Origin of the sequence: Occultella gossypii (assembly GCF_019947135.1) — a bacterium.
In the GTDB taxonomy this organism is placed as follows: Bacteria; Actinomycetota; Actinomycetes; order Actinomycetales; family Beutenbergiaceae; genus Occultella; species Occultella gossypii.
Map to the genome: position 1 here is coordinate 257,353 of NZ_JAGSHT010000002.1, position 22,951 is coordinate 280,303.

At 70.9% G+C, this 22,951-nt stretch carries 20 protein-coding genes; 7 read left to right on the plus strand and 13 right to left on the minus strand.

Going from position 1 to position 22,951, the window contains the following annotated elements:
• Positions 1-42 precede the first annotated feature (42 nt).
• The 7 genes from KCQ71_RS02290 to KCQ71_RS02320 all read left to right on the plus strand — a co-directional run bounded on the left by KCQ71_RS02290 (position 43) and on the right by KCQ71_RS02320 (position 9,417).
• Positions 43-1,995: a glycoside hydrolase 5 family protein gene (locus KCQ71_RS02290; protein WP_223402404.1), complete on the plus strand. Its 1,953-nt coding sequence runs from the start codon at positions 43-45 to the stop codon at positions 1,993-1,995.
• Between the two features lie 3 nt (positions 1,996-1,998).
• Positions 1,999-3,189: a mandelate racemase/muconate lactonizing enzyme family protein gene (locus tag KCQ71_RS02295; protein WP_223402405.1), complete on the plus strand. Its 1,191-nt coding sequence runs from the start codon at positions 1,999-2,001 to the stop codon at positions 3,187-3,189.
• Positions 3,190-3,228: 39 nt separating this feature from the next.
• Complete coding sequence (locus tag KCQ71_RS02300) at positions 3,229-4,185, plus strand: aldo/keto reductase (RefSeq protein WP_223402407.1); 957 nt, start codon at positions 3,229-3,231, stop codon at positions 4,183-4,185.
• The gene (locus tag KCQ71_RS02305) at positions 4,173-5,291 is read left to right on the plus strand and encodes a Gfo/Idh/MocA family protein (protein ID WP_223402409.1); all 1,119 of its coding nucleotides are present in this window, start codon (positions 4,173-4,175) and stop codon (positions 5,289-5,291) included. The genes KCQ71_RS02300 and KCQ71_RS02305 overlap by 13 nt, the downstream gene beginning before the upstream one ends.
• Before the next feature lie 124 nt (positions 5,292-5,415).
• Positions 5,416-5,988: a COG4315 family predicted lipoprotein gene (locus KCQ71_RS02310; protein ID WP_223402411.1), complete on the plus strand. Its 573-nt coding sequence runs from the start codon at positions 5,416-5,418 to the stop codon at positions 5,986-5,988.
• 198 nt (positions 5,989-6,186) lie between these two features.
• Complete coding sequence (gene betT / locus KCQ71_RS02315; RefSeq protein ID WP_223402412.1) at positions 6,187-8,442, plus strand: choline BCCT transporter BetT; 2,256 nt, start codon at positions 6,187-6,189, stop codon at positions 8,440-8,442.
• 93 nt (positions 8,443-8,535) lie between these two features.
• Positions 8,536-9,417: an alpha/beta fold hydrolase gene (locus KCQ71_RS02320; RefSeq protein WP_223402414.1), complete on the plus strand. Its 882-nt coding sequence runs from the start codon at positions 8,536-8,538 to the stop codon at positions 9,415-9,417.
• 60 nt (positions 9,418-9,477) lie between these two features.
• Here the strand turns inward: KCQ71_RS02320 and KCQ71_RS02325 are convergent, their stop codons facing one another.
• The 13 genes from KCQ71_RS02325 to KCQ71_RS02385 all read right to left on the minus strand — a co-directional run bounded on the left by KCQ71_RS02325 (position 9,478) and on the right by KCQ71_RS02385 (position 22,925).
• Complete coding sequence (locus KCQ71_RS02325; RefSeq protein ID WP_223402416.1) at positions 9,478-9,669, minus strand: hypothetical protein; 192 nt, start codon at positions 9,667-9,669, stop codon at positions 9,478-9,480.
• Positions 9,666-9,908, minus strand: a complete 243-nt coding sequence (locus KCQ71_RS02330) for a hypothetical protein (protein WP_223402418.1) — start codon at positions 9,906-9,908, stop codon at positions 9,666-9,668. Before KCQ71_RS02330 ends, KCQ71_RS02325 begins: the two co-directional genes overlap by 4 nt.
• Positions 9,909-9,983: 75 nt before the next feature.
• The gene (locus tag KCQ71_RS02335; protein WP_223402420.1) at positions 9,984-11,117 is read right to left on the minus strand and encodes an aminotransferase class V-fold PLP-dependent enzyme; all 1,134 of its coding nucleotides are present in this window, start codon (positions 11,115-11,117) and stop codon (positions 9,984-9,986) included.
• A complete protein-coding gene (locus KCQ71_RS02340; RefSeq protein WP_223402421.1) occupies positions 11,117-11,899 on the minus strand; it encodes an SDR family oxidoreductase in 783 nt (260 codons plus the stop codon). The genes KCQ71_RS02335 and KCQ71_RS02340 overlap by 1 nt, the downstream gene beginning before the upstream one ends.
• Complete coding sequence (locus KCQ71_RS27185; RefSeq protein WP_308116594.1) at positions 11,896-13,293, minus strand: Gfo/Idh/MocA family oxidoreductase; 1,398 nt, start codon at positions 13,291-13,293, stop codon at positions 11,896-11,898. The genes KCQ71_RS02340 and KCQ71_RS27185 overlap by 4 nt, the downstream gene beginning before the upstream one ends.
• Positions 13,290-14,150 carry a carbohydrate ABC transporter permease gene (locus KCQ71_RS02350; protein ID WP_223402429.1) on the minus strand — a complete coding sequence of 287 codons (861 nt, stop codon included), beginning with the start codon at positions 14,148-14,150 and terminating at the stop codon, positions 13,290-13,292. Before KCQ71_RS02350 ends, KCQ71_RS27185 begins: the two co-directional genes overlap by 4 nt.
• Positions 14,147-15,103: a carbohydrate ABC transporter permease gene (locus KCQ71_RS02355; RefSeq protein ID WP_223402431.1), complete on the minus strand. Its 957-nt coding sequence runs from the start codon at positions 15,101-15,103 to the stop codon at positions 14,147-14,149. Before KCQ71_RS02355 ends, KCQ71_RS02350 begins: the two co-directional genes overlap by 4 nt.
• A 4-nt stretch (positions 15,104-15,107) precedes the next feature.
• The gene (locus KCQ71_RS02360; protein ID WP_223402433.1) at positions 15,108-16,517 is read right to left on the minus strand and encodes an ABC transporter substrate-binding protein; all 1,410 of its coding nucleotides are present in this window, start codon (positions 16,515-16,517) and stop codon (positions 15,108-15,110) included.
• Positions 16,518-16,520: 3 nt separating this feature from the next.
• A complete protein-coding gene (locus tag KCQ71_RS02365) occupies positions 16,521-18,824 on the minus strand; it encodes an alpha-N-acetylglucosaminidase (RefSeq protein ID WP_223402435.1) in 2,304 nt (767 codons plus the stop codon).
• Entirely contained in the window at positions 18,821-19,231 is a 411-nt protein-coding gene (locus KCQ71_RS02370; protein WP_223402437.1) for a RidA family protein, read from the minus strand. Before KCQ71_RS02370 ends, KCQ71_RS02365 begins: the two co-directional genes overlap by 4 nt.
• A 2-nt stretch (positions 19,232-19,233) precedes the next feature.
• Positions 19,234-20,847, minus strand: a complete 1,614-nt coding sequence (locus KCQ71_RS02375) for an N-acyl-D-amino-acid deacylase family protein (RefSeq protein ID WP_223402439.1) — start codon at positions 20,845-20,847, stop codon at positions 19,234-19,236.
• Between the two features lie 200 nt (positions 20,848-21,047).
• Positions 21,048-22,061, minus strand: a complete 1,014-nt coding sequence (locus tag KCQ71_RS02380; protein WP_223402441.1) for an Lrp/AsnC family transcriptional regulator — start codon at positions 22,059-22,061, stop codon at positions 21,048-21,050.
• 90 nt (positions 22,062-22,151) lie between these two features.
• Entirely contained in the window at positions 22,152-22,925 is a 774-nt protein-coding gene (locus tag KCQ71_RS02385; RefSeq protein ID WP_223402443.1) for a hypothetical protein, read from the minus strand.
• Positions 22,926-22,951 lie beyond the last annotated feature (26 nt).

The following is a 22,951-nucleotide window of genomic DNA, read 5'->3' on the forward strand; positions in this document are numbered from 1 at the left end:
GGGTTGATCGACGTAGGCGATGAGGCAAGAGATGGACAGGCGATGACGGACGCAAGCAGGCCCTGGCTCGGTGTGAACTACTGGTCGCGCGCAGGCGGACCACGGATGTGGACCCAGTACGACGAGTCGGTCGTGCGGGAGGAGCTGGTCACCCTCCACGAGCACGGGCTGGACACCACCAGGAGTTTCCTGTTCTGGCCCGACTTCATGCCGGGGGAACGCACGTTGGACGAGGAGCTGTACGCCCGCTTCCGAGCCTTCATGGACCTGCACACGGAGATCGGCATGAGGACCATCCCGACGTTCCTGGTCGGGCACATGTCGGGTGCGAACTTCAGCCCGTCGTGGCGGGACGGACGCAGTCTCTACCGTGACTCGTGGCTGCTCGGCAGGCAGGCCTGGTACATCCGGGAGTCGACACGTCGTCTGCACGACCATCCCGCCGTCGCCGGGTGGCTGCTCTCGAACGAGATGCCGATCTTCGGTGATCCCGAGGGCCGCGGCAGTGCCGAGGACCACGAGCCGGTCGCCGCGTGGGCGGAGATCATGACGCAGGCCGTGCGGGCCGGGGGCGGGCACCAGCCCGTCTCCACGGGCGACGGCGCGTGGGGTATCGAGGTCACCGGCCGCGACAATGGGTTCCGTATCCGGGAACTCGCCCCGGTCGGGGACTTCGTGGGCCCGCACGTGTACCGGATGGAGGACGACCAGTCCCGGGAGTTCCTGACGGCGGCGTTCATCGGCCAGATGCTCTCGTTCACCGGAAAGCCGGTGGTTCTGGAGGAGTTCGGTGTGACATCGGCCTACGTGTCGGCCGAGCGGGCGGCTCACTACTACCGGCAGGTCCTGCACACGACGCTCGTCACCGGGACCCGTGGCTGGCTGGCCTGGAACAACACCGACTACGGGGACCTGTGGGACCAGGACCCATACCGCCACCATCCGTTCGAGATCTACTTCGGCGTCACGGACTCCAAGGGGCGCCCGAAGAGCACACTGCGCGAGTTGGCGGCGTTCTCGAGGGTTCTCGACGAGGTGGACGTAGCCACGTTGGCGCAGGCTTCGAGCGGTGCTGCACTGGTGGTCCCGTCCTTCCTCGAGCACCACTACGAGATGACGCCGGCGGCCGACGGCCCGGTGATCTTCGACGCGCTCCGGCAGGCATGGATCGCGGCCTGGGAGGCGGACCTGCCGGTCACGATCGAACGGGAAGCCGACACGGTGGCGGAGGGACATGCCCTCTACCTGGTGCCCTCGGTCAAGCACCTGCTTACCACGACCTGGCGCCGCCTGGAGGAGCTGGCGGCCGGCGGGGCGACCGTGTACGTCTCGTACTGCGCCGGTGAGGGCGGCTGGCAACGCGGCCCGTGGTGGCTCGAGATGAACGAGATCTTCGGGGTCGAGCATCAGCTCCGGTACGGCCTTGCCGACCCGATCGAGGACGAGAGCGTCATTGCCCACGCGGTCGCCGACTTCGGCACCGTCACGACGGGTACCGAGCTCGCCTTCCGTGCCGCGGGGACGGTCAACTCGCGTTCCTACCTTCCGGTCCGAGCGACCGACGCAGAGGTCCTCTGGCAGGACGGGCACGGGCGGCCGATGCTGCTGCGCCGCAGGGTGGGCTCGGGACAGCTGGTACTCGGCACGTACCCGCTGGAACACATGGCCTCCCGGGTGCCCGGGGTCAACCCCACGGACGGCTGGCGCCTCTACGACGCGCTCGCGGCCGAGGCCGGCCTCGGTGGCCGGGCGCGGGCCGATGATGCCAGGGTTCACGTACGGGTACTGGGCTCGAGCGGGGGCCCGCTGCTCTGGGTCATGTCGCAGACCGAGGAGGCACTGACGGTGACCGTGACGCTGCCCACCGGGTATCTCCTGGGGGCCGAGGTCACCGGCCGGGACGTCACCGTTCCCGTCGAGCGACACGGCTCGCCCATCGACCTGGAACCCTGTGGTGTGCGAGTGTTCCGGCTCCAGCGACCCGACGAGGACTAGGCCATGAAGATCACGGATGTGAAGTGCGCCGTCATCGGCGGTACCCCGCTGGTCCGGGTGACCACCGACGAGGGGATCGACGGCTTCGGTCCGATCGAGTCGGGCAAGCCGTTCCTGGCACCCGTGGTGGGCATGTACCGCGAGTTCCTGCTCGGGTCGGACCCGACGCAGGTGGAGCGGTGCGTCGCCAGGATCCGCCGGTTCGGTTCGCACAAGCCGTGGGGCGCCGCGGTCAGTGCCATCGAGATCGCCCTCTGGGACATCGCGGGCAGGGCCGCCGGGCTTCCGATCCACCGACTCCTCGGCGGCAAGGTCCGGGACCGCGTGCGGGTCTACAACGGTGGCGTACGGACCGAGCCCACGGGCTTCGAGCCCGAGGACTACGCCCAGCAGATGCGCGAGATGATGGCCGCTCCCGAAGGCTTCACCCTCGTGAAGGAAGGCGTCGCGTTCCACGGGTTCATGAACCAGCACGTGCCCGGGTTCCACTACGGCGAGTCCCGGACGGGACCGCGCCACCCGAACCGGGGCGTGGTCAGCCCGCGCGGCCTGAGCCACGTCGTCGAGTGTGTCGCAGCCATGCGCGAGACGCTGCGACCCGACATCGGCCTCGCGCTGGACGCCGGCCCCGGCTATCTGCCGGCCGATGCGATCAAGCTGTGCCGGGCCCTGGAGCCGTTCGACCTCGCCTGGGTGGAGGACCTGATCACCGGCGACTACGTCCCTTGGGTGCACGCCGCGCAGTACCGTGACGTCACCCAGGCGACGAGCACGCCGACACACACCGGCGAGCAGATCTACCTTCGGCACAACTTCGTCGAACTCTTGGAGACCAGGGCTGTGCGCGTCATCGGCCCGGACCCGTGTGACGTGGGCGGCCTGGCCGAGCTCAAATGGGTCGCCGAGTACGCGGACCTGCACGGCGTGGCCATTGCGCCCCACGGGGTCCTCGACGGTGTCTTCGGCCTGGCGGCGCTCGTCCAGGTCAGCGCGACGCTGCCGGACAACTTCATCGCGTTCGAGTACCCGGTCGCCGCCGAACCCTGGTGGTACGACGCGGTCGAGGGCCTACCGACCCCGATCGTGCGCGACGGCTTCGTCGACGTGGGGGACCGACCCGGACTGGGCATCGAGCTCGACCGGGACGCCTTGCGGGCCCGGCTGCGCCCCGAGGACGCCGACTTCCTGGACTGACCGCCAGTCCAGGCGCGGACATCAAGGAGAGTGCACACCGTGCCAGAACCGATCACCCTCGACCGACGCACCCTCGGTCGCACCGATCTTCACGTGACGCCACTGTGCGTCGGAGGCGGCCCCATCGGGTCGATGCCCGGCAATTTCGGGTACGACACCCCCGCAGAGCGGGGCATCGAGACCGCACTCGCGGCGATGGGTGGTCCGATCAACTTCCTCGACACCTCGAACAGCTACTCCGCCGGCGAGAGCGAACGTCGGATCGGGGCCGCGATCGCCAGGAGAGGCGGGCTGCCCGAGGACTTCGTGCTGGCCACCAAGCTCGACCGGGACGTCGAGTCCGGAGACTTCGGCGCGGAACGCATGTACCGGTCCGCGCGGGAGAGCCAGGAGCGGCTCGGGCTGGATACCTTCAAGCTGCTGCACCTGCATGACCCGGAGCATGTCGGATTCGACGCGGCGATGGCCCCGGGCGGCCCGGTGGAGGCGCTCCTGTCGCTGAAGGAACGCGGGGTCGCCCAGTACGTCGGGGTGGCCGGTGGGCCCGTGGAGATGCTTCGCCGGTTCGTCGACACCGGTGTCTTCGACGTGGTGCTGACCCACAACCGGTGGTCGCTCGTGGATCGTTCGGCCGACCAACTCATCCAGGAGGCGTCCGATGCGGGCGTGGGCGTGCTCAACGCGGCCGTCTTCGGCGGCGGCGTGCTGGCGCGGGGCCTACGCTCCGGCGCACGGTACGGGTACCGGGACGCCGCGCCGCGTGTGGTCGCCGCGATCACGGCCCTCGAAGACCTGGCGCGCTCGTTCGACGTGCCGCTGCCGGCCGCCGCGATCCAGTTCTCGACCAGAGACCCGCGGATCTCCTCGACCGTCCTCGGGGTCTCCCGTCCGGAACGGATCGCCGGCTCCGTCGACCTGAACGCGATGCCCATCCCCGACGAGTTCTGGGTCCAGGCTCAGCAGCTCGCCGCGCCGTCGGACACATGGCTCTGGTGAACGGTCCGGCTCGGATCGCGGTCGTCGGCGCGGGCTGGCGGGCCGGCTATGCGCTGAGGGTGGCACGTGAGCGCCCTGACCTCGTCGAGATCACGGGGGTGTACGCGCGCTCGGCGCGCTCGGCCGCCCGGATCGAGGACCACTGGGACGTGCGGGTCAGCACCGACCTCGACGTCGTCATCCGGCACGGGTCGCCCGAGGCGGCCTTCGTCTGCGTATCCAAGGACGCCGTCGGTGACCTCGCCGTTCGCATCCATTCCGCGGGGCTCCCGCTGCTGCTGGAGACACCACCCGGGCCCGACCTCGACGCACTGTTGGACGTACACGAGGCGCTGGGCGACTCGGGCGCGCAGGTCTCGGAGCAGTACCAGTACCAGCCGCAGCACGCGGCCCGGATAGCGGTCGCCCGCACCGGCCTCCTCGGGCCGGTCGGGTCCGCGTCGGTGTCCGTGGCCCACGACTACCATGCGGTGTCCCTGCTGAGGCTGCTGCTCGGGGTGGGGTTCGAAGACGTCGTGGTCGACGGTGCCACCGAGGTCGATCGGGTGCGTTCGGTGCGGGGCCGGGACGGTTGGCTGCCCGAGACGAGGGTGATCGATTCCGAGGTGGTCCGGGCGACCTTGCGGTGGGCGAGCGGTCGGCTCGGCGCGTACGAGTTCGGCAGTGAGCAGTACGTCTCGCCGCTGCGCGGCAGGCACCTGCGGGTGCGAGGTGTGGACGGCGAACTCGTCGATGACGAGGTCGCCCGGTACGTCGAGCCCGGTCGGGTGTCGCGGGGCACGCTACGCCGGGACGAGACCGGGCGCGACGGCGATCTCGAGGGCCTGCACCTGCGGCAGGTCTGGCTCGGTGAGCGGCTCCTCGCGGAGAGCAGGTTCGGACCCGCACGCCTGTCCGACGACGAGATCGCGCTGGGGGAGTGCCTGGTGCGCATGGGCGAGTATGTGCGCGGCGGCGACCCGTTCTACCCGTTGGCCGACGCCTGTGAGGACACGTACCTAGGGCTGCTCATCCACGAGGCGGTACGTACCGGCGGCCCGGTCCGCGCGGCCGCACGCCCATGGCAGGGTCGGCGGAGCGTGGCATCCACGGAGCCGACCCGGTAGCCACTCGATCGGCCGTCGACGAGTGAGCACGCGGTCGGCCGGAACCCGACCGGGCAGTTGAACCGCGGGCGGGGCTGACTCGTCGTTCTGGGTGAGGGCCACATGGCCCACCTGGAGGTTGGAGATGTCCACGATCACTCAGCCGAGACACGAATGGTTGCCCCGCGTGGCGTTGGCCGCCACCCTCGCCGCGGTACTGGCCGGATGCGGCGGAGGCGGCAGCGAGGGCGGAGGTGGCGGGTACGGCGGCGGTCAGCCGACCCAGGAGCCGGAGGGAACGGCCGACCCCGGCGCCACGACCGTGCTGGTCGAGGATGCCTCCGGCGCCAGCCTGCTCACCGACGCGGACGGGCGCACGTTGTACGTCAGCGAGCAGGAGCAGGGCGAGTCCCTGTGCACCAGTGCGGAATGCACCGCGGTCTGGATCCCGCTGACGGTGCCGGAGGGGGAGACGCCGACCGGCCCTTCCGAACTCACCGGAACGCTGGACACCCTGCCGGTGCAGGACGGGCTGGAGCAGGTGACCCTCGACGACCGACCGTTGTACACCTTCGCCTTCGACACGTCCGGTGGCGAGACCTCCGGCGAGGGCGTCACGGACACCTTCGATGGGGTCACCTTCACTTGGCATGCGGCCACCGCGGATGGTTCCCAGGTCGAGCCGGGAACCACCGACGACGGCGGGTCCGGCTACTGAGCATCGGCTGCGGACTGCGGAGTCCGAGCCGGGTGCCGCCGGTCAACGGTCAGCGGGCACGGCCAGCGAGTAGAGGTCACCGACGGGAGTCGCCCGGCATGTCTGCCGGCGGGTCGGTGGGAAGGTCTTGGCGCCATGCCGTGGCGCGCGCCGAGAGGCGTACGCAGGCATCATTGGCGCCGAGACCAAGGAGACCCGATGCCGGCACCCGACCACGAAGTCAATGCGAGCGGCGAAGGATCCGAGTCGAGGATCGACCGCACTCGATTCGGTGTCCCGGCGCGACGCGGGCACCGGGTCGATGACGAGCGCCGGGCACCGATCTCGAGCGTCGAACTGAGCAAGGGGCCGACGGAGCTCGCGGAGCATCGCGGCGCACGCGTGAACTGGCGCGTCTTCATCATCTCGGCCGCCGTGATCGTCGCCTTCTCCCTGTGGGCGATGCTCGCCCCCGCCGGCGCCGCGAGCGTCATGCGTGATCTCGTCGGCGTCGTCGCGACGAACCTCGGCTGGTTCTACGTCGTCACTGTTGTCCTGGTGATCGCCTTCGTGCTCTGGGTCGCCTTCTCGAAGGAGGGCGGGGTGCGCCTCGGCCCCGATCACTCCCGCCCCCAGTACAAGCTCTTCACCTGGGTCGCCATGCCGTTCGGCGCCGGCGTCGGGATCGACATGCTGTTCTACTCCGTGACCGGTCCGATCACGCAGTTCATGATGCCTCCGGCCGTCGATCCGCAGTCGGCCGAAGCCGCCCAGGACGCGGTCGTGTGGACGATGTTCCACTACGGCATCTCCGGCTGGTCGATGTACGCCCTGCTCGGCATGGCAATGGCCTACTTCGCGTACCGGTGGGGCATGCCGCTGTCCATCCGCGCGGCCCTGTATCCGCTGCTCGGCAAGCGGGTGCGCGGCACCGCCGGCGACGCCATCGACGTCTTCGCCCTGATCGGCACCGTCTTCGGCGTCGCCACCTCGATGGGCATCGGGGTCGTCCTGCTGAACGTCGGCTTCTCGCGGTTGTTCGGCCTGCCCGAGGGCCTGTCGCTGCAGGTCGCCCTCGTCCTGGTCGCGGTCGTCATGACGGTCGCCGGCTGCCTCTCCGGCGTCGACAAGGGCATCCGCCTGATCTCCGAGCTGAACATCTGGATCGCGGCCGCGATGATGCTGTACATCCTGGTCACCGGTCAGACCGCGTTCCTGCTCAATGCGCTGGTCACCAACATCGGCCGGTTCATCGGAACGCTGCCGGAGCGCACCCTGGAGACCTTCGCCTACGAACCCGGCGGCGCCGAGTGGATGGGCGGCTGGACACTGTTCTTCTGGGCCTTCTGGCTCGCCTGGGGTCCGTTCGTCGGCCTGTTCCTGGCCCGGATCTCCCGTGGCCGGACCCTGCGGGAGTTCGTCATCGCCGCGATCACGGCCCCGGTGCTGTGCGACTTCATCATCGTCTCGATCTTCGGCAACTCCGCACTGGCGGTGGTGATGGGCGGCAACACCGAGTTCGCGCAGCTCGCCATCGAGCAGCCCGAGCAGGGTTGGTACGCATTGCTCGAGATGTTCCCCGGTGCGGCGTTCCTGATCGGCCTTGCGACCCTGTCCGGCTTGCTGTTCTACCTGACCAGCGCGAACTCGGGCGCGATGGTGATGGCGAACTTCTCATCGACGATCCCGGATCCCGCACAGGACGGCGCGAAGTGGCTTCGCATCTTCTGGGCCCTGCTCACCGCGTTGCTCACCGTCGCCATGTTGGTGGCCGGTGGCGTCACCACCATGGAGTACGCGACGCTGATCTTCGCGTTCCCGGTGACGATCATCGCCTACCTGGTCATGGCGTCGTTCTCGAAGGTGCTTCGGATGGAGCGTGCCGAGCGGGAGGGCCGGTTCATCCGGCGTCGCTCGGCTGCCGCGCACGGCGGCCAGGTGCCGGAGAAGACGTGGCGGCAACGTCTCGCGGGGCTGCGGGCCTATCCCTCGAAGAAGGCGGTCTCCCAGTTCATGGAGCGGACCGTGCACCCGGCGCTCGTCGCCGTCGCCGCCGAGTTCGAGGAACTCGGCTACGAGACGACACTGTCCACCGCTGCGAACGTGGAGGTGGGCATCGACGAGCACACGCTGGTCGTCAACATGCAGGACCATCGCGACTTCCACTACCAGGCGACCGCCATCGAGGTCCCGGTGCCACTCATCGGGGGCCGGCCGATGCGCCAGGGCGACGACGTGTACTTCAAGGTCGAGGTCTTCACCCAGACCGGAACCGAGGGCTATGACCTCATGGGGCTGTCCCAGCAACAGGTCATCAACGACGTCCTGGACCGGTACGAGACACACCTGTCGTTCCTGCGCTACTCCCACGAACACGAGTACGCCACGGTGCTGACCCCGGTCGTCCCGCCGCCCGCAACTCCGATTCCGGCCGTCCCCACGGACGCAGACGACGTGGAGCGCCTCGAGGACTGAGCCCGAATCACTGGTCGGTCGGCCTGTGAGCGATGAGTTTCGTGGCGCCGGCAGTCAGACGTGGTGACCGCCCCACCAATCGATAGGACCGCCATGACCGCCATCGAGCACGCGTCCACCCACCTCCTGGAGCTCCCCGGAGGCTCGATGATCGCTTACGACGTCCGTGGCGAGGCAGGCCCGGCGCCGACGCTGCTGGCAATCGGCTTCCCGATGGACGCGACCGGCTTCGGCACGCTCGTCGCACACTTCGACGACCGGCGCACGGTCACCTATGACCCCCGCGGCGTCGGCCGCAGCGTCCGCGCGGAGTCCGACACCGCACTTCTGACGCCGGATGACCACGCCGACGATCTGGCCCGGCTGGTGGACGCACTGGGTGGCGGCCCCGTGGACGTCGTCGCCAGCAGTGGCGGCGCGGTCAACGCCCTCGCGTTCGTCGCGCGATACCCGGACCTGGCCCGCGTCGTGGTGGCGCACGAACCGCCGTTGACCGAGCTGCTGCCGGACCGTGACGTCGCGAACGCGACGTGTGAGCAGATCCACCGCATCTACACGGCCGGCGGACTGGGACCCGCCATGGCGAAGTTCATCGCGTTGGTCGGACACGACGGAGAGCTCCCGGCCGGGTTCCCCGAGGAGCCGGCCCCGGACCCGGCGGCGTTCGGCCTGCCGACCGAGGACGACGGCTCCCGCGACGATCCGATGCTCGGGGGCAGCATCCTGACCGCGCCGAGCTACGCGCCCGACTACGAGACCATCCGACGCTCCAGCACCCGCGTGATCGTCGCCGTCGGCGAGGAGAGTGGCGCGACCCTGGCCGCGCGGGGCGCGCGAGCGACGGGTGACCGGCTCGGCGCACCGGCTGCGGTCTTTCCCGGTGACCACACCGGCTTCCTGGGCAACGAGTACGGACGGCCCGGTCGGCCCGATGAGTTCGCAGCGAAGCTGCGGGAGGTCCTCGCAGCCCGTTGAGCCCGAACCCGTGCGGCGAGCCCGCGCCCTCGGCCCGCATCGGCGGGGGGCGCGGGGTTTTCAGCCGCCGCTCGTGACTGCGATGAGGATGCCGAGCACGGCGCACGCTCCGCCGAGGAGGTAGAACACGTTCAACACGCGCTTCGTGGCCGGGTCCTTCCAGCCCTTCCGAAGGCCGACGACTGCGAACACGACGAAGTTCAGCACGGCAAGGGCGCCGACGATCGTCAGGATGGTCAGCAGCGGGCTCATCTCCGGCTCCCCGTGAGTGCGAACGAGACGCCGATGACCGCGCAGATCCCGGCCGCGACGTAGGCGATGGTCCGAAGGGCGCCGGCGGCGTCCGCGATCAGGAGTGAGAGGATGAACGTGATGACGGCGACGGCGCCGATCACCGAGATGGACAGGACCTGCCAGCGGCGGATCCTCTGGGGTTCACGGCCGTTGCCGGCCTGAGTGGATGCGGTCGGTGCGTCATCGTCCGGGTGCATGCCGCTCATGCTGGTGTCAGCGCTGCTGGACCCACAAGGGTCGAACTCCCCATGGGCCCGGCGGGGTTCGAGGCACTAGGAGGCAGGGGCGGTCCGGCCGAGTTCCCGTCCGACCGCCGCTCCGACCAGCTCGGCCTCGGTGTCGGTGACCAGCACCGGGTTGATCCAGAACGCGCACTCGGACGCGACGAACACGATCACTCGGGGGTCGGCGCCGGCAAGCCGGGCGGCCACCTCCAGGGCCGGGGGATGCACCCCGGCGGCCCACTGGACCCGCACCCGCGGCCATGGCCCGCCGGCCTCGCCGGGCCAGTCGCGGGTCGCGGTGATCCCGGGCAGGTCGGAGAGCTCCGTGATCCAGGTGGCCGCGACGTGTTCGGCGCGGGCCAGGTCGGACTCCAGGTCCCGCTCCAGCCAGAGGTCCAGCGCGGTCAGCAGGCCCATGATCTCCTCCTTGCCCACCTTCGCCGGGCGGCCGAAGCGCTGCAGCGGGAACGCGTGCTGGCGGCAGGCGTCGACGTAGGCGCGCGAGCCGAGCAGCAGCCCGGAGGCCTGCGGGCCACGCAGTTCCTTGCCGCCACTGAACGCGACCAGGTCCGCGCCCGCCTGGGTGAACCGCCACAGGTTCTCCCGCGGCGGCAACTGCGCGGCGGCGTCGACGAACACCGGCACGTCGCGGTCGCGGGCGATCCGGGTGACCACCTCGAACGGCAGCGCCGCTCCGCTCAGGTGCGACCCGGCCACGTACACGATGCCCGCGGTCCGCTCGCCGATGGCCGCGTCCAGCTCCCAGTCCTGGGTCTGGATGGCATTGCCGAACTCGACCACGCGCGCCCCGGCCAGGGTGAGCACGTTGTCGTAGGGGATCCGGTGGGCGCGGTGCATGAGGATCTCGGTTCGCGGCAGTGCCGCTGCGCCCTGTTCCAGCAGCTGCCCGACGGCGCGCGGGTCGCTGCGGGTCATCATGGCCAGCGCACCGAGCAGCAGCCCCGCCGAGGCGCCGGAGACGACGAGGGCGTCCTCGTTCCGGGTGAGCCGGGCGACGCGGGCTGAGGCCGCCGCCTGCAGTTCGTTCAGGTCCACGAACGAGCGGGCCGCGAGGCTCATCGCCTCGGTCACGGCCGGGTCCATCAGGGACCCACCGAGCACCGTCAGCGTGTTGTGGGCGTTGATGACGGGGCGCACGCCCAGTTCGTCGTAGCTGACCATCACCCGTCCCGGCCGACGGCGGTCGGGATCATCCGGAACCCCCCGGCGGTCAGGCCACCGTCCACCACGAGGGTGGTTCCGGTGATCCAGGAGGCGTCCGCCGAGGCCATGAACAGGACCGCGCCGGCGATGTCGTCCGGGGTGCCGACCCGTCCGAGCGGGTACCAGGCCGTCAGGTCCTCGAAGACCTGCGGGTTCGCGGCCACGCGGTCGCGCCAGGCCGGCGTGGCGACGGTGCCCGGGGCGACGGCGACGGCGCGGATCCCGTGCGGGCCGTACCGCAGGGCCAGGCCGCGGGTCAGGTTCTCGACGCCGGCCTTGGCCGCACTGTAGGCCTCCTGCCCGTAGGCGGCGAGGCCGTTCACGGACGTCACGTTGACGATGACGCCCCCGGAGCGCTCGATCATCGCCGGCAGCACCGCGCGGACGCAGTGGAACGTGCCGTCCAGCACCACGGCGCGCTCGGTGGCCCACTGCTCGTCGGTGATGTCGAGCAGGCCGTCGGCAACGGCGATCGCCGCGTTGTTGACGAGGACCGCGATCGGGCCGGTCTCCCGTTCGATCGCGGTCATCGCCTCGGTGACGGCGTCGGGGTCCGTCACGTCGACCCGGCGGAACACCACGGGAGCCGCAGCGGCCGGGGCATCGGCGAGTTCCGCCGTCGGCTCCTGCACGTCCAGGCCGACGACCCGCGCACCTTCGGCCGCGAACCGCTCGACCAGGCGCGCTCCGATGCCCGACGCCGCGCCCGTGATGACCACCACCTGCCCGGTGAACCTCACGCCGCGCCTTCCGATCCGATCGCCGCGCCGGCCGACCCCGGAGCCGACCCGGCCGCGCCGGTGAACTGCACCGGCCGGCCGAGCAGCCGCGAGGACTCCGCGGCGAACGCCATCCGGTGGCTGTCCATCGCCGTGTCCAGGGAGAGCACCGGGTCGCGGCCGAGCTCGTCCCGCTCGAGGGCGGTCACGAACGCCTCCATCAGGCCGTCGTCGCCGCCGGCGTGGCCGCGGTGGTCGTCGGCGTCCGCGCCCTCGGGCCGTGCCTCGATCGTCCAGACCCCGTGCCCCATCGGCGCCCGCGTGTGCCGTCCGGTGACGGTGCCGGCACTCAGTTCCGGCGCCACGGCGGTCGGTGCGAACAGGTCGAGCTCGATCCGGCCGGTCTCCATGTTCCCGACGAGCTGGCCGTGGCTGCCGGTGATGGCGATGTCGCGGGTGTTGCGCCCGGTGAACGCCGATGCGGTGAGGTTCGCGGTGAGGCCGCCGGCGAACGTCATCGTGGTCTGCTGGTGGTCGACGACGTCGTTGCCGGAGCGGTACACGCACCGGCCGTAGTCGCTCACGTGTAGGGCCCGACGGCGTCCCTCCGGTGTGGTGTCCTCCGTCAGCAGCGTGACGGGTACGCCGTGTACGTCCGCCAGCGCCTCCAGGTAGTAGCGCGGGGCGTAGAACGGACAGTCCGCCGCGGCCGGGCAACCGTCGATGCAGAACTCGGGTGCGCCGTCGGGGGCGTTCTCGGTACGGAAGTGCGTGAGCGAGCCGACGCTGTACACGGTGCTCGGCGCCCGGCCGGCCAGCCACCGGATCAGGTCCAGGTCGTGGCAGGTCTTCGCGAGCACCATCGGGCTGGAGGTGGCGACCTGGCGCCAGTTCCCGCGCACGTAGGAGTGCGCGAAGTGCCAGAAGCCGATGTTCTCCCGCAGCTCCAGGGTGAGCATCTGCCCGAACACGGGCGAGCCGATGAGCTCGGAGATCGTGCGCCAGAACGGGGTGAACCGCAGCACGTGCCCGACCGCCACCCGGGCGCCGGTGCGTGCGCAGTGCGCGGCAAGGCGTTCCAGCTCGGCCGAGGTGGGCGCCGCCGGCTTCTCCAGCAGCATCGGCACGCCGGCGTCGGCCAGGGCGATCGCCGGGTCCACGTGCAGTTGGTCCGGCAGCGCCACCACGGCCGCGTCCAGGTCCAGCTCGGGCAGGTGGTCCACGAGTTCGCGCCAGTCGCTGAACACCGGGGGATGGGAGCCCGCGGCGTCGGCGAACCGCAACGCCCGGTCCTCGCGGACGTCTGCCACGGCCGCCAGCTCGACCCGGTCCGGGTGCTCGAGCATCCAGCGCCCGTAGGCCTCCTGCCCGCGTGCGCCCGCACCGAGCACCCCCAGGCGCAACGGGCGCCTCACTTCTCGGCCCCCGTCGTCAGCCCGGAGACCAGGAACCGCTGGAAGATGAAGAACAGCACCACCACGGGCACCGTGACGATGATGGAACCGGCCAGCAGCACGGTGACCGGAACGCTGATCTCGGTCAGTTGCGACAGACCCAACGGTGCCGTCCACAGTTCGCGTTTCTGGACCAGGAACAGCAGCGCGAACAGGTACTCGTTCCAGGCGATCATGAACACGTAGATCGCGGTGGCCGCGACCCCGGGGGCCGCGATCGGCAGCACGACCCGCCAGAGCATGACCGGCAGCGTGCAGCCGTCGATGATGGCCGCCTCCTCGACGCTCTCCGGCAGCGCGATGAAGTAGTTCCGCACCATGTAGACCGCCACCGGGATGGTGGTCGAGACGTACACGATCAGCAGGCCGGCGAGGTTGCCGGTCAGACCGACGCGGCTGAGCATCACGAACAGCGGCACGGCCAGCACGATGCCGGGCAGCAGGTACACGGACAGGATGATCCCGTTCACGACGTTGCGGCCCTTGTACCGCAGCCGGGCCGCGGCATACGCGCCGAGCACGCTCACCGCGAGCGAGGCCACCACGGTGCCGAGCGCGAGCAGCAGCGAGTTGCGGATGAACCGGCCGAGGCCGAACCCGCCGTCCGCCTCGTCCCGGATGGCGGTGCCGAAGGCGGAGAAGTCCCATTCGCTCGGGCTCGGGAACAGGTCCAGCGGTGCGTTCAGGACCGCCGAGAACGGCCGGATCGCCAGCACCACGCCGTAGAGGACCGGCCCAACGGCCAGCACCAGGGCAACGACGATCACAAGTACGCGCAGGGCTCGTTCGGGCAGCGGCGCTCTCATCGCCTTGCTCACAGCGTCTCCTTCCTTCGGCTGAGCAGCACGTAGAACACCAGGAGCACCGCGAGGATCACCGACATCAGCAACCCGTAGGACGCGGCGCTGCCGATGTCCGCCCGCGTGATCAGCTCGGTGTAGACCTTCACTGCCATCACCTGGGTGCCACCGGCGCCGCCGGTGAGCAGATAGATGTCGTTGAAGCTCTGGAACGACCAGATGAACCGGAGCAGGATCAGCAGGAGCACCACGGCCCGCAGCTGCGGGGCGACGATCTGGGTGAGGATCTTCCGGGAGGACGCCCCGTCGAGAGCGGCCGCCTCCTCGATGTCCCCCGGGATGGACTGCAGCCGCGCCGTGATGAACAGGAAGGTCAGCGGGGTGGTCTTCCAGACCTCGAAGGCGACCACGGTGAGCAGGGTGAGCGGGATGCTGACCCCGAACACCTCGTAGGTGCTCGTGTTGAGGAAGCCGATCGGCCGGTCCCACCCGAGGAACTCGAGCCCGAACGCGTTGATCAGGCCGTACTGGGGGTTCAGCATGGTCCGCCAGATCGTGGCGGCCGCGATGACCGGCAGCACGTACGGCACCAGCAGCAGCGCCCGGACCACGCCGCGCCCGCGGAACGGGCGCCGGATGGCGAGTGCGATGGCCAGGCCACACACGATCGCACCGAGGGTGGTCAGCGTCGCGTACGCGATCGTGGTGCCGAGGGCGCCCCAGAACGCCTTGGACTCCATCGCGCCGATGATGTTGTCCAGCGTCCACTCGATGTTCCCCAGGTTCATGTAGGGGATGTCCACGAGCCGCAGGTCGGCGAACGCGAACACGATCACCGCCAGGAACGGCACGATCACGATCGCGAGGATCACCAGCAGCGTCGGCGCCGTGAGCAGGTGTCCGTTGAGGTTCTCCCGCTGGGCGCGGGTCATCCGCGCCCAGGGGGAGAACCGCTGTGTCGGTGACGTCAAGACGTCAGCCGAGCTCTGCCTGGAGGGCGGACACCTGTTCCGCCATGGTGGCGGCGACATCGGCGGCCGGCGTGCCGCCGTACAGCGCATCCAGGTTGCTGGACAGCGTGCCCTGCGTGAACGCGGCGCCGGCCAGTTCGGCGTCCTCGGTGCCGAAGCCCCAGCGGTACACCGATTCCATGCCGGCGTTGATGTCGGTGACGATCTCCTCGCCGTAGATCGAGGCGATGGAGACGCCTTCCTCGGGTGCCGGGCCGATCGGCAGCCCGCCCCAGGCGTCGATGAACTCGCTCGGGTTCTCCGGGGTGCCCAGCCGCAGCGGCAGCCGGCCCTCGGTCGCGGTGGCCAGGGTGTCCACGTACCCGGTGCTCATCACATACTCGATGAACATCTGCGCCTCGGTGGCGTTCGCGCCGACCGGCACGCCGTAGCCGAGCACCGTGCCGTACTGGTTCGGGTTCGCCTCGTCGAGGACGGTGATGAACCCGGAGTTCTCGGCGAGGAACATCGGGTTGTCCACGCACTCCGCGCAGGTCACCGGCACGTCCGGGGACAGGCCGGCGAGCTCGTCGAAGATGTGGGTGGAGAACAGCAGCATCGCCGCGTCGCCCGCGAGGTAGGCGGCCTGCGCGGCGGGCACGTCGAGATCACCCGAGACGCTGGAGTCGCGCAGCTCGAGGAATCGCTCGAGACCCTCGACGCACTCCGGTGAGTCGATGGTGACGTCGCCTTCGACCACGAGTTCGCAACCGTTCGTCGGCAGGATCGAGTTGACCGCCTCCGTCGACGACGGTGTCCCGGACTGGGTGCCGAGTGCGATGCCGGTGACCCCCGTCTCGCTGAGCGCGGTGGCCGCCTCGGCGAGTTCGGCCAGGTTCGTCGGCACCTCGATGCCGGCGGCGTCGAAGAGGTCCTGGCGGTAGACGATCAGGTGTACCCAGCCGTCGGACGGCACGGACGCGACCTCGCCGTCGAGCGTGACCTGGTTCAGCGCGTTCTCGTTGAACGTCGACGGGTCGAGGGTCTCCACGGCGGCCGCGGTGACCTCGGTGTCGAGGAGCCCCTGGGCGACCCACGCGGCGGTCTGGTCCGCGCCGTGCAGGATCACGTCCGGGACGTCGCCGGAGGCCGCGCCGGTGACCAGGGCCTGGTTCTGGTCCGCGCCGCCCAGCGGCACGACCTCCACGGCGATGCCGGTCTCGGCCTCGAAGTCCGCGGCGATCTGCTCCTGCGCAGCCAGCCGGGACGGGGTGACCTGCGGCGTCCAGAACACGATGTCGTTGTACTCGGCATCGGTGCCCTCACCGCCACCGGTGCCGCCGTCGTCGGAGTCGCCGGAACAACCGGCGAGCAGGACGGCGAGCGCCGCGGTGGCTGCGATCGTGATCGCTGATGACCTTCTACTGATGGACATCGGTTACTCCTTCTTCTCGGGGGATGTGGCGGTTGATGTTCCGGTCGGGTCGTTCGAGGGGGCGACGGCGGCGCTCGCCCCGGGTGGGGGAGGGAACCTCGCGAGGGCGTCCCGGACGAGAGCCGGCAGCGCCGGCCGGTCGGCCGGCACGGGCGTGCCGGGCGTGGTCGCGGTGCGCCAGGCCTCTTCGTGGGCCACGACCGCCTGCCGCAACGCCGACACGTCGGCGGAACCTGCGCCGTCGGGCCGTTCCGCCGTATCGGCGAGCCAGTCCGCCCAGAGCTGCCACCGTGGGAGGTAGAAGCCGGCGAGCAGCCCGGACCAGTGCCGGCCGGAGTAGTCGTGCAGGCCGCTGTCCTGGCGGCCCCACACGGTGAGCAGGGTGCGGGCGTCCCGTTCGAGCACGTCGGCCTCGGCATGGTCGGCGCCCCAGGCCCGGGCGTCGGCGGTCCAGGTCGTCAGCCGCGAGCCGGGCGTCTGGTCGGCGAGCTCGTCGAGGGTGAGGATGTGCTCGCGCAGGTCGGCCATCGCGAGCCGAACGCCGTCGGCGTCGCCGCGGGCGGAGGCGGCCAGGATCGCCCGGATGGGCAGCCGCGCGTGCTGGGCCACGATGTGCCCGACGACGTCCACGATGTCCCGCCCGAGCGGGCCGGTCGCCGGGGTGTCCGGGTGCAGGCCGATCAGGAGGCGGGCCGCCTCGGCGACGTCGGTGAGGTCGCCGAGTACCCGCGGGTCGTTCTCGGCGTCGATGTTCGCGGACTGGCGCTCGGGCGCACTGGTGTCCACGAACTCACCGGCCAGGCGCTGCGTCGCGAACGGTGCCTCGGGCCCCCACGGGCGGGCGATGATCGGCGACGGGATGGACCGCGTCCGCCCGGGTGCGTACAGGGTGCGGGCGAGGATGTCCCAGGCGCCCGCCGCGGCGGGGTCGCCGGTGCGGTAGCGCGTGCGGGCGAAGCGGGCGAGCCAGTCCTCGCACGGCTCCGGCTCCCAGACCAGGTCCGCCAGGAGTTCGTAGAAGACGGCGTTGTTCTCGATCGCCTCCATGGTCAGTCCGGTGCCCTCGAGACGGCCCCGCCCGGGGGACCGGCGGGCCCGGCCGAGCCCGTCACGCAGGCCGGCCAGGTCGCCGAAGAGCGCGAACCGGCCGCCGAAGTTGTGCACCGCGCACCACAGCCACCGGCGCCCGAACATGGCGTCGGTACGCTCCCACATCGGCGCGTGCTCGGCCCACAGGTCCAGCAGCAGCAGCCGCCTCGCGGGCACCGCATCGAGGAACGCCCGGGCACGCTCATCGGTCCAGAAGCCGCGCTGGTAGTGGAACGGCCACCCCTGCAGCACCCACACGGCGTCCGGGTCGGAGTCGGCGATGCCGGCGTAGATGCCCTGCGCCATCGACCGCAGGTACGCCGGGTCACCGGACGGCGGCACCGACTCGATGAACGGGTCGACGGCGTAGTGATGGTCGGTGCCGAGCAGCTCGCGTTGGGCGGTCATGACCGCCGCGGCCACGCGTGCGAACTCTTCCGAGTCGGCGGGCAGCAGGTGGGTGCGCCAGCCCTGCCACTCGATCGTGGGCGTGCCGTCCGGGGCGAGCGCGGGTGGCACGTGCCCGGCGAACGCGGGCAGCACCGGCGTCATCCCGAGTTCGCGCTGCCGGGCCAGGACCCGGCGGGCCAGATCCAGGTGCTCGGCCACCCAGTCCTTCGGCAGCGGCCCGCCCCAGGAGTTCGTCGCCCCCATCCAGGTCCAGGCGAAGTGGGCGGAGCCGCCGATCCAGGCGGCAGCGTCCGCGGGGTCGAGCCCGAGTTCGGTGAACGCCCGCAGCAACACGGCCTCGTGGCCGAGGACCATCAGCGGCAGATTGATCCCGTGCAGGGCCATCCAGTCGATCTCGCGCTCCCACCGCTCCCAGCCCCAGTAGGCCGCGGAGTAGGAGAACGTCACGAAGTTCAGGTAGTACCGGGTCGTGAGCTCGGTGGTGCGCCGGGTCGGCGGCGCGTCCGGCAGCGGCGCCGGCAGGTCGAGGGTGCGCTCGTCCCAGGTGAACTGGGCACCGCCGTGGTTCTTGGCGTAGTGGTAGAACCCGCTCGCGAGCGCGCCCGGGTCGCTGCCACGCAGCCGCAGCCGGCCGCCGGTGGCCTCGTAGGAGAAGACCTGCCGGTCGCCGTCGGGCTCGCACGTGCTGACGTCCACGGCGGCCGCGATGTCCATGCCGTCGCCGATGAGGCGGCGCAGCAGTGCCTTGGTGCCGGCGACGGCGGGGGCCGGCCCGGGTGGTCGGGCGGGCGTGGGTGCCTGGGTCATCGCGCTGCCCCGCCGCGTCGGGCGACCACGTCGATCTCCACGAGGATGCCGGGCAGGACGCTTCCCACGGTGGTGCGCACCGGGTACGGCGCCTCGAAGTGGGTCGCATACGCGGCGTTGAACTCGGCGAAGTCGCGGTGGACGTCGGCCAGGTGCACGGTCGCCTTCAGCACGTCGTCGAGGTCGGCGCCCACGGCTCCCAGTGCGGCGGCGACGTTCCGCAGCACCGCGTCGGTCTGGGCGGCGACGCTCTCGGGGATCTCGCCGGTGACGGGGTCCTGCGGGCCGAAGCCGGCGGTGATGACGAGATCACCGATGGTGGCGACGTGACTGTAGGGACCGGCCGGTTGCGGCAGACCCTCGGTGAGGGTCCGCTTGGTGATCGTCGTCGGTTCGTGGTTGCCCATGCTCAGGCGGCCTCTCGGTTCGTGACGGCGCGGCCGGGGCGGGCGCCGGTGGGCTGGGTGTCGGTCAGGACCGGCTCGCCGTTGACGAGCACGTGCTGGATCCCGACGGCCGTGCGGCGGGGCTGGTCGAAGGTGGCTCGGTCGGCCACGGTGGCCGGGTCGAAGCAGACGACGTCGGCCGCCGCGCCCACGGCCAGCACGCCGCGGTCGGCGAGCCCGATCCGCCCGGCCGGCAGCGCCGTCATCTTGTGGATCATCAGCTCCAGCGGCACCAGGCCGAGATCCCGGGAGTACTCGCCGAGGTAGCGCGCGAAGGTCCCGAACGCCCGCGGGTGGGGCCGTTGCCCGGCGAGCAGGCCGTCGCTGCCGGCGCACTGGCGCGGGTGGGACAGGATCGTGCGCAGGTTGACCTCGTCACCCTCGTGGACCAAGCACATGGCGCCCAGTCGTTCGGAGATCAGCACGTCGCAGTACGCGTCGATGGCCCGCACGCCGCGCCGCTGCGCAAGCTCGGCGATGGAGAGCCCCGGCAGCGAGGCGTCCGTGGCTGATCCGATGACCACCCGAGACCAGTCCACGGGTACCCCGTGGGAGCCGGTGGTGCCGCGACGCTCGAGGCGTTCGACGAGGTCGTCGCGCACGTCCGGGCGGGCCAGGAGCTCGACGATCTCATCCACGCTGCGCTGCTGGAGGAAGCTGGGCAGCGCGGAGTGCAGGTAGCTGGAGCCGACGATGTAGGGGTAGGAGTCGAGCGTGACGTCCACGCCGTCCGCGAGGGCGGCGTCGACCAGGGCCAGCAGCTCGGGGGCGCGGCCCCGGTTCAGGGCGTAGCTCAGGTGCGCGTGGGTCAGGTGCACGGCAACCCCGGTCCGCCGGCCGAGGTCCAGGCACTCGGCGTAAGCCTCGATCGCACCGGCGCCATAGCTGCGGTGGTGCGGCGCGTAGTAGCCCCCGTGCGCGGCGACCACCTCGCACAGCCGCGTCAGCTCGCCGTCGTCGGCGAACAGGGCCGGCACATACGTGAGGCCGGTGGACATCCCGACGGCGCCGCCCGCGAGGGCGTCGGCCAGCAGCCCGGCCATCCGGTCCAGTTCGGTGGGCGTCGCGGGACGCTGCTCGGTGCCCATGACGAGCAGCCGCAGCGTCCCGTGCGGGGCCAGGTAGGCAACGTTCACGGCGGCGCCGCTGACCCGCTCGAGGAATTCCGGGACGCTGGTCCAGGTGATGCCGCCGTCGGGCAGGTCACCGTTCCAGCCGCGGATCCGCCCGTGCAGGTCGGTGGCTGCCGCCGGGGTGATCGGGGCATAGGAGAGACCGTCCTGGCCGATCACCTCGGTGGTGACGCCCTGGCTGACGGCGCTGAGCCGGTCGGGTTCGCGGATCAGGGCGAGGTCCGCATGGGCGTGCATGTCGACGAACCCGGGGCAGACCACGAGACCGGTGGCATCGATGACCCGCTCGCCGGCTCCCGCCGTGGCGCCACGATTCGCGTCGCCACGATCCGCGGGCGCCTCGATCGCCGTGATGCGGCCGCCGTGGATGTCGACGTCGGCGCGGCGAGCCGGTGCGCCGGTGCCGTCGATGACGAGACCGCCGCGAATCCGGGTGGGCGTCACTGGGTCTCCGTTCCGTGCGGGGTTTCGCGAGAACATACCCAGGTGGATGGGGAGTGGCACGAATCGGCAACCAGATGACCGAACGAGTCGCTAGATGGGGTTGCTGTGAACAGAACAGTCGTCACTGGACGAGGTCGGCGGGCTCCGTGCCGGTCCGCGGCCGAGTGGCGACCGGCGTTGCCCTGGCGCGGCGACCGGCGTCAGCGGCCGCTGCTGGTCGGCTCCGCCAGGACGGGTTCGAACACGTGCGAGGCCCGTTTGATGACGTCGAGGCCGTCCGAGACATCCACCGCCGCCACGCCGGGGAACTGACCGACGTCTTCGGTGATGAAGCGGTAGAGGGCCTCGTCCGAGGTGAGGGCGACCTCCCCGCACAGGTTCGTGTGCCCGGTGGTCGCGGCGATGTTGAGCACGTTCGGGTGCGCGGCCACCGCGCGCCCCACCGACTCCAGCCGTGACGGCGCCACCCGTAGCCAGATGAACGCGACCACCGGCTGACCGAGCACCTCGGGCTGGACCACGGTGCGCAACCGGAGCAGCCCGGCCGTCATCATCGCCTCGGCGCGGCGCCGCGCCGTCGCGGGCTGGATCCCGAGCGGGCTCGCCACCTCACGCCAGCTGCGGCGGCCATGCTCGGCGAGCTCGGCCGCGACGGCGTGGTCGAGCTCGTCCATCCGGTAGTTCTCCCGGGGGCGGTCCTCCGACCAGTGGTCCAGGCGACCCGAGCGAAGTGCCGCGACGGCGCGCTCGGGCAGGACCGCGCCGGTCCAGCCGTGCGGAGTGGAGAACCGGCGGATGATCTTCGAGGTCGAGCTCCCGATCACACCGCGGACGCCCCTGAGCCGGTCGCTGGTGATCTCGAGCAGGTGTCGGGTCGAGCGCACATGGAGCTGCGCCGCGCAGTCGAGCTCGCCGCCGATCACGGAGACGTAGCCCGACTCGGGCCACTCGGAGACGGCGCGGGCCACGTCCGCACTCGCGCCAGGCACGCATCGCAGCCGCAGGAACACCGCGAACCCGGCGTCCGCCCGCTGCTGATCGATGACGCCGACCACTCGCACCACGGGTCCGAGCAGGGACGCGAGGCGCCGGGAGACGGTGGGAGCGCTGGTGCCCGCGGCCTCGGCGATGGCGCCCACGCGAGCGCGCGGGTGGGCGAGCAGGGCCGCGACGATCCGGACCTCGACGTCCTGGAGGTCGACCGGATCAGTCATGCGAGCACTCGCTGGAGGCGATCCTGTTCATCACAGTGGAGAGTCTCATACCGCCGCGGCGCGCCCAAGGGATGCGGCACGAACCGGCCGTCACGGGACGCTGAGAAGTTCGACCAGCCGAGTCATCGCGGTCAGTCGTTCGCCGCCCTCCCAGACGGCTCGCTCCGCGTCCTGAACGTCCCGGTCGATCTGGAGACGTCCGAACCAGGCGCGCAGGTGCTTTGGGAACGGCGCGTAGTGGCCCGATCGTGCGAAGAGCTGGACCTGGGCGAGCCGCATGAGGTCGGTCTGAAGCTTGTGCGACAGCCAGTGGTGGCCGTTCCGGTCCGCGTTCTCGAGTTCCGCGAGGAAGGCGGGGGCGGCGTTGCGGAACGTCCTGTCGACCGTGCTGCGGAACATGGCGGTCGGTGCCTGGACACGGCTGCGTAGTTCCGCGACCGTTCCCGATGGGTCGTGGAGCAGGGTGGACTGTGCGAGCCCGGCGACCGTGTAGAGCGGATCGGGCCATTCCGAAGTGTTCCAGCCCTCCCCGGACTCGACTCGGTCGGCCGTCTCCTCGAGCCGACCGAGGGTGGTGTGCACGAGGTCTACGTCGATGTCGTCCCCGGCGTCACGCCGGACCTCCAGGTGGTGCTCCGGGTCGATGACGTGGCGCGTGGCGTCGGTCAGCAGTGGTGTGGTCGGAAGTGCGGCGTCCCAGACGAGCACGAGGTCGAGGTCCGAACCCGTGGCGAAGCCCGTGAAGCGCGAGCCCTGGCCATAGACCCCGATGAGCCTGCCGTCGGCATCCGCGGCACCGGTGAGGACGGCGTCGATCCGCGCCTGCTCGGCTTCGGTCAGTTGATCGCGTGCGTCGCGCAGCATGCCCGGGATGCTACAGAGGCACTCCT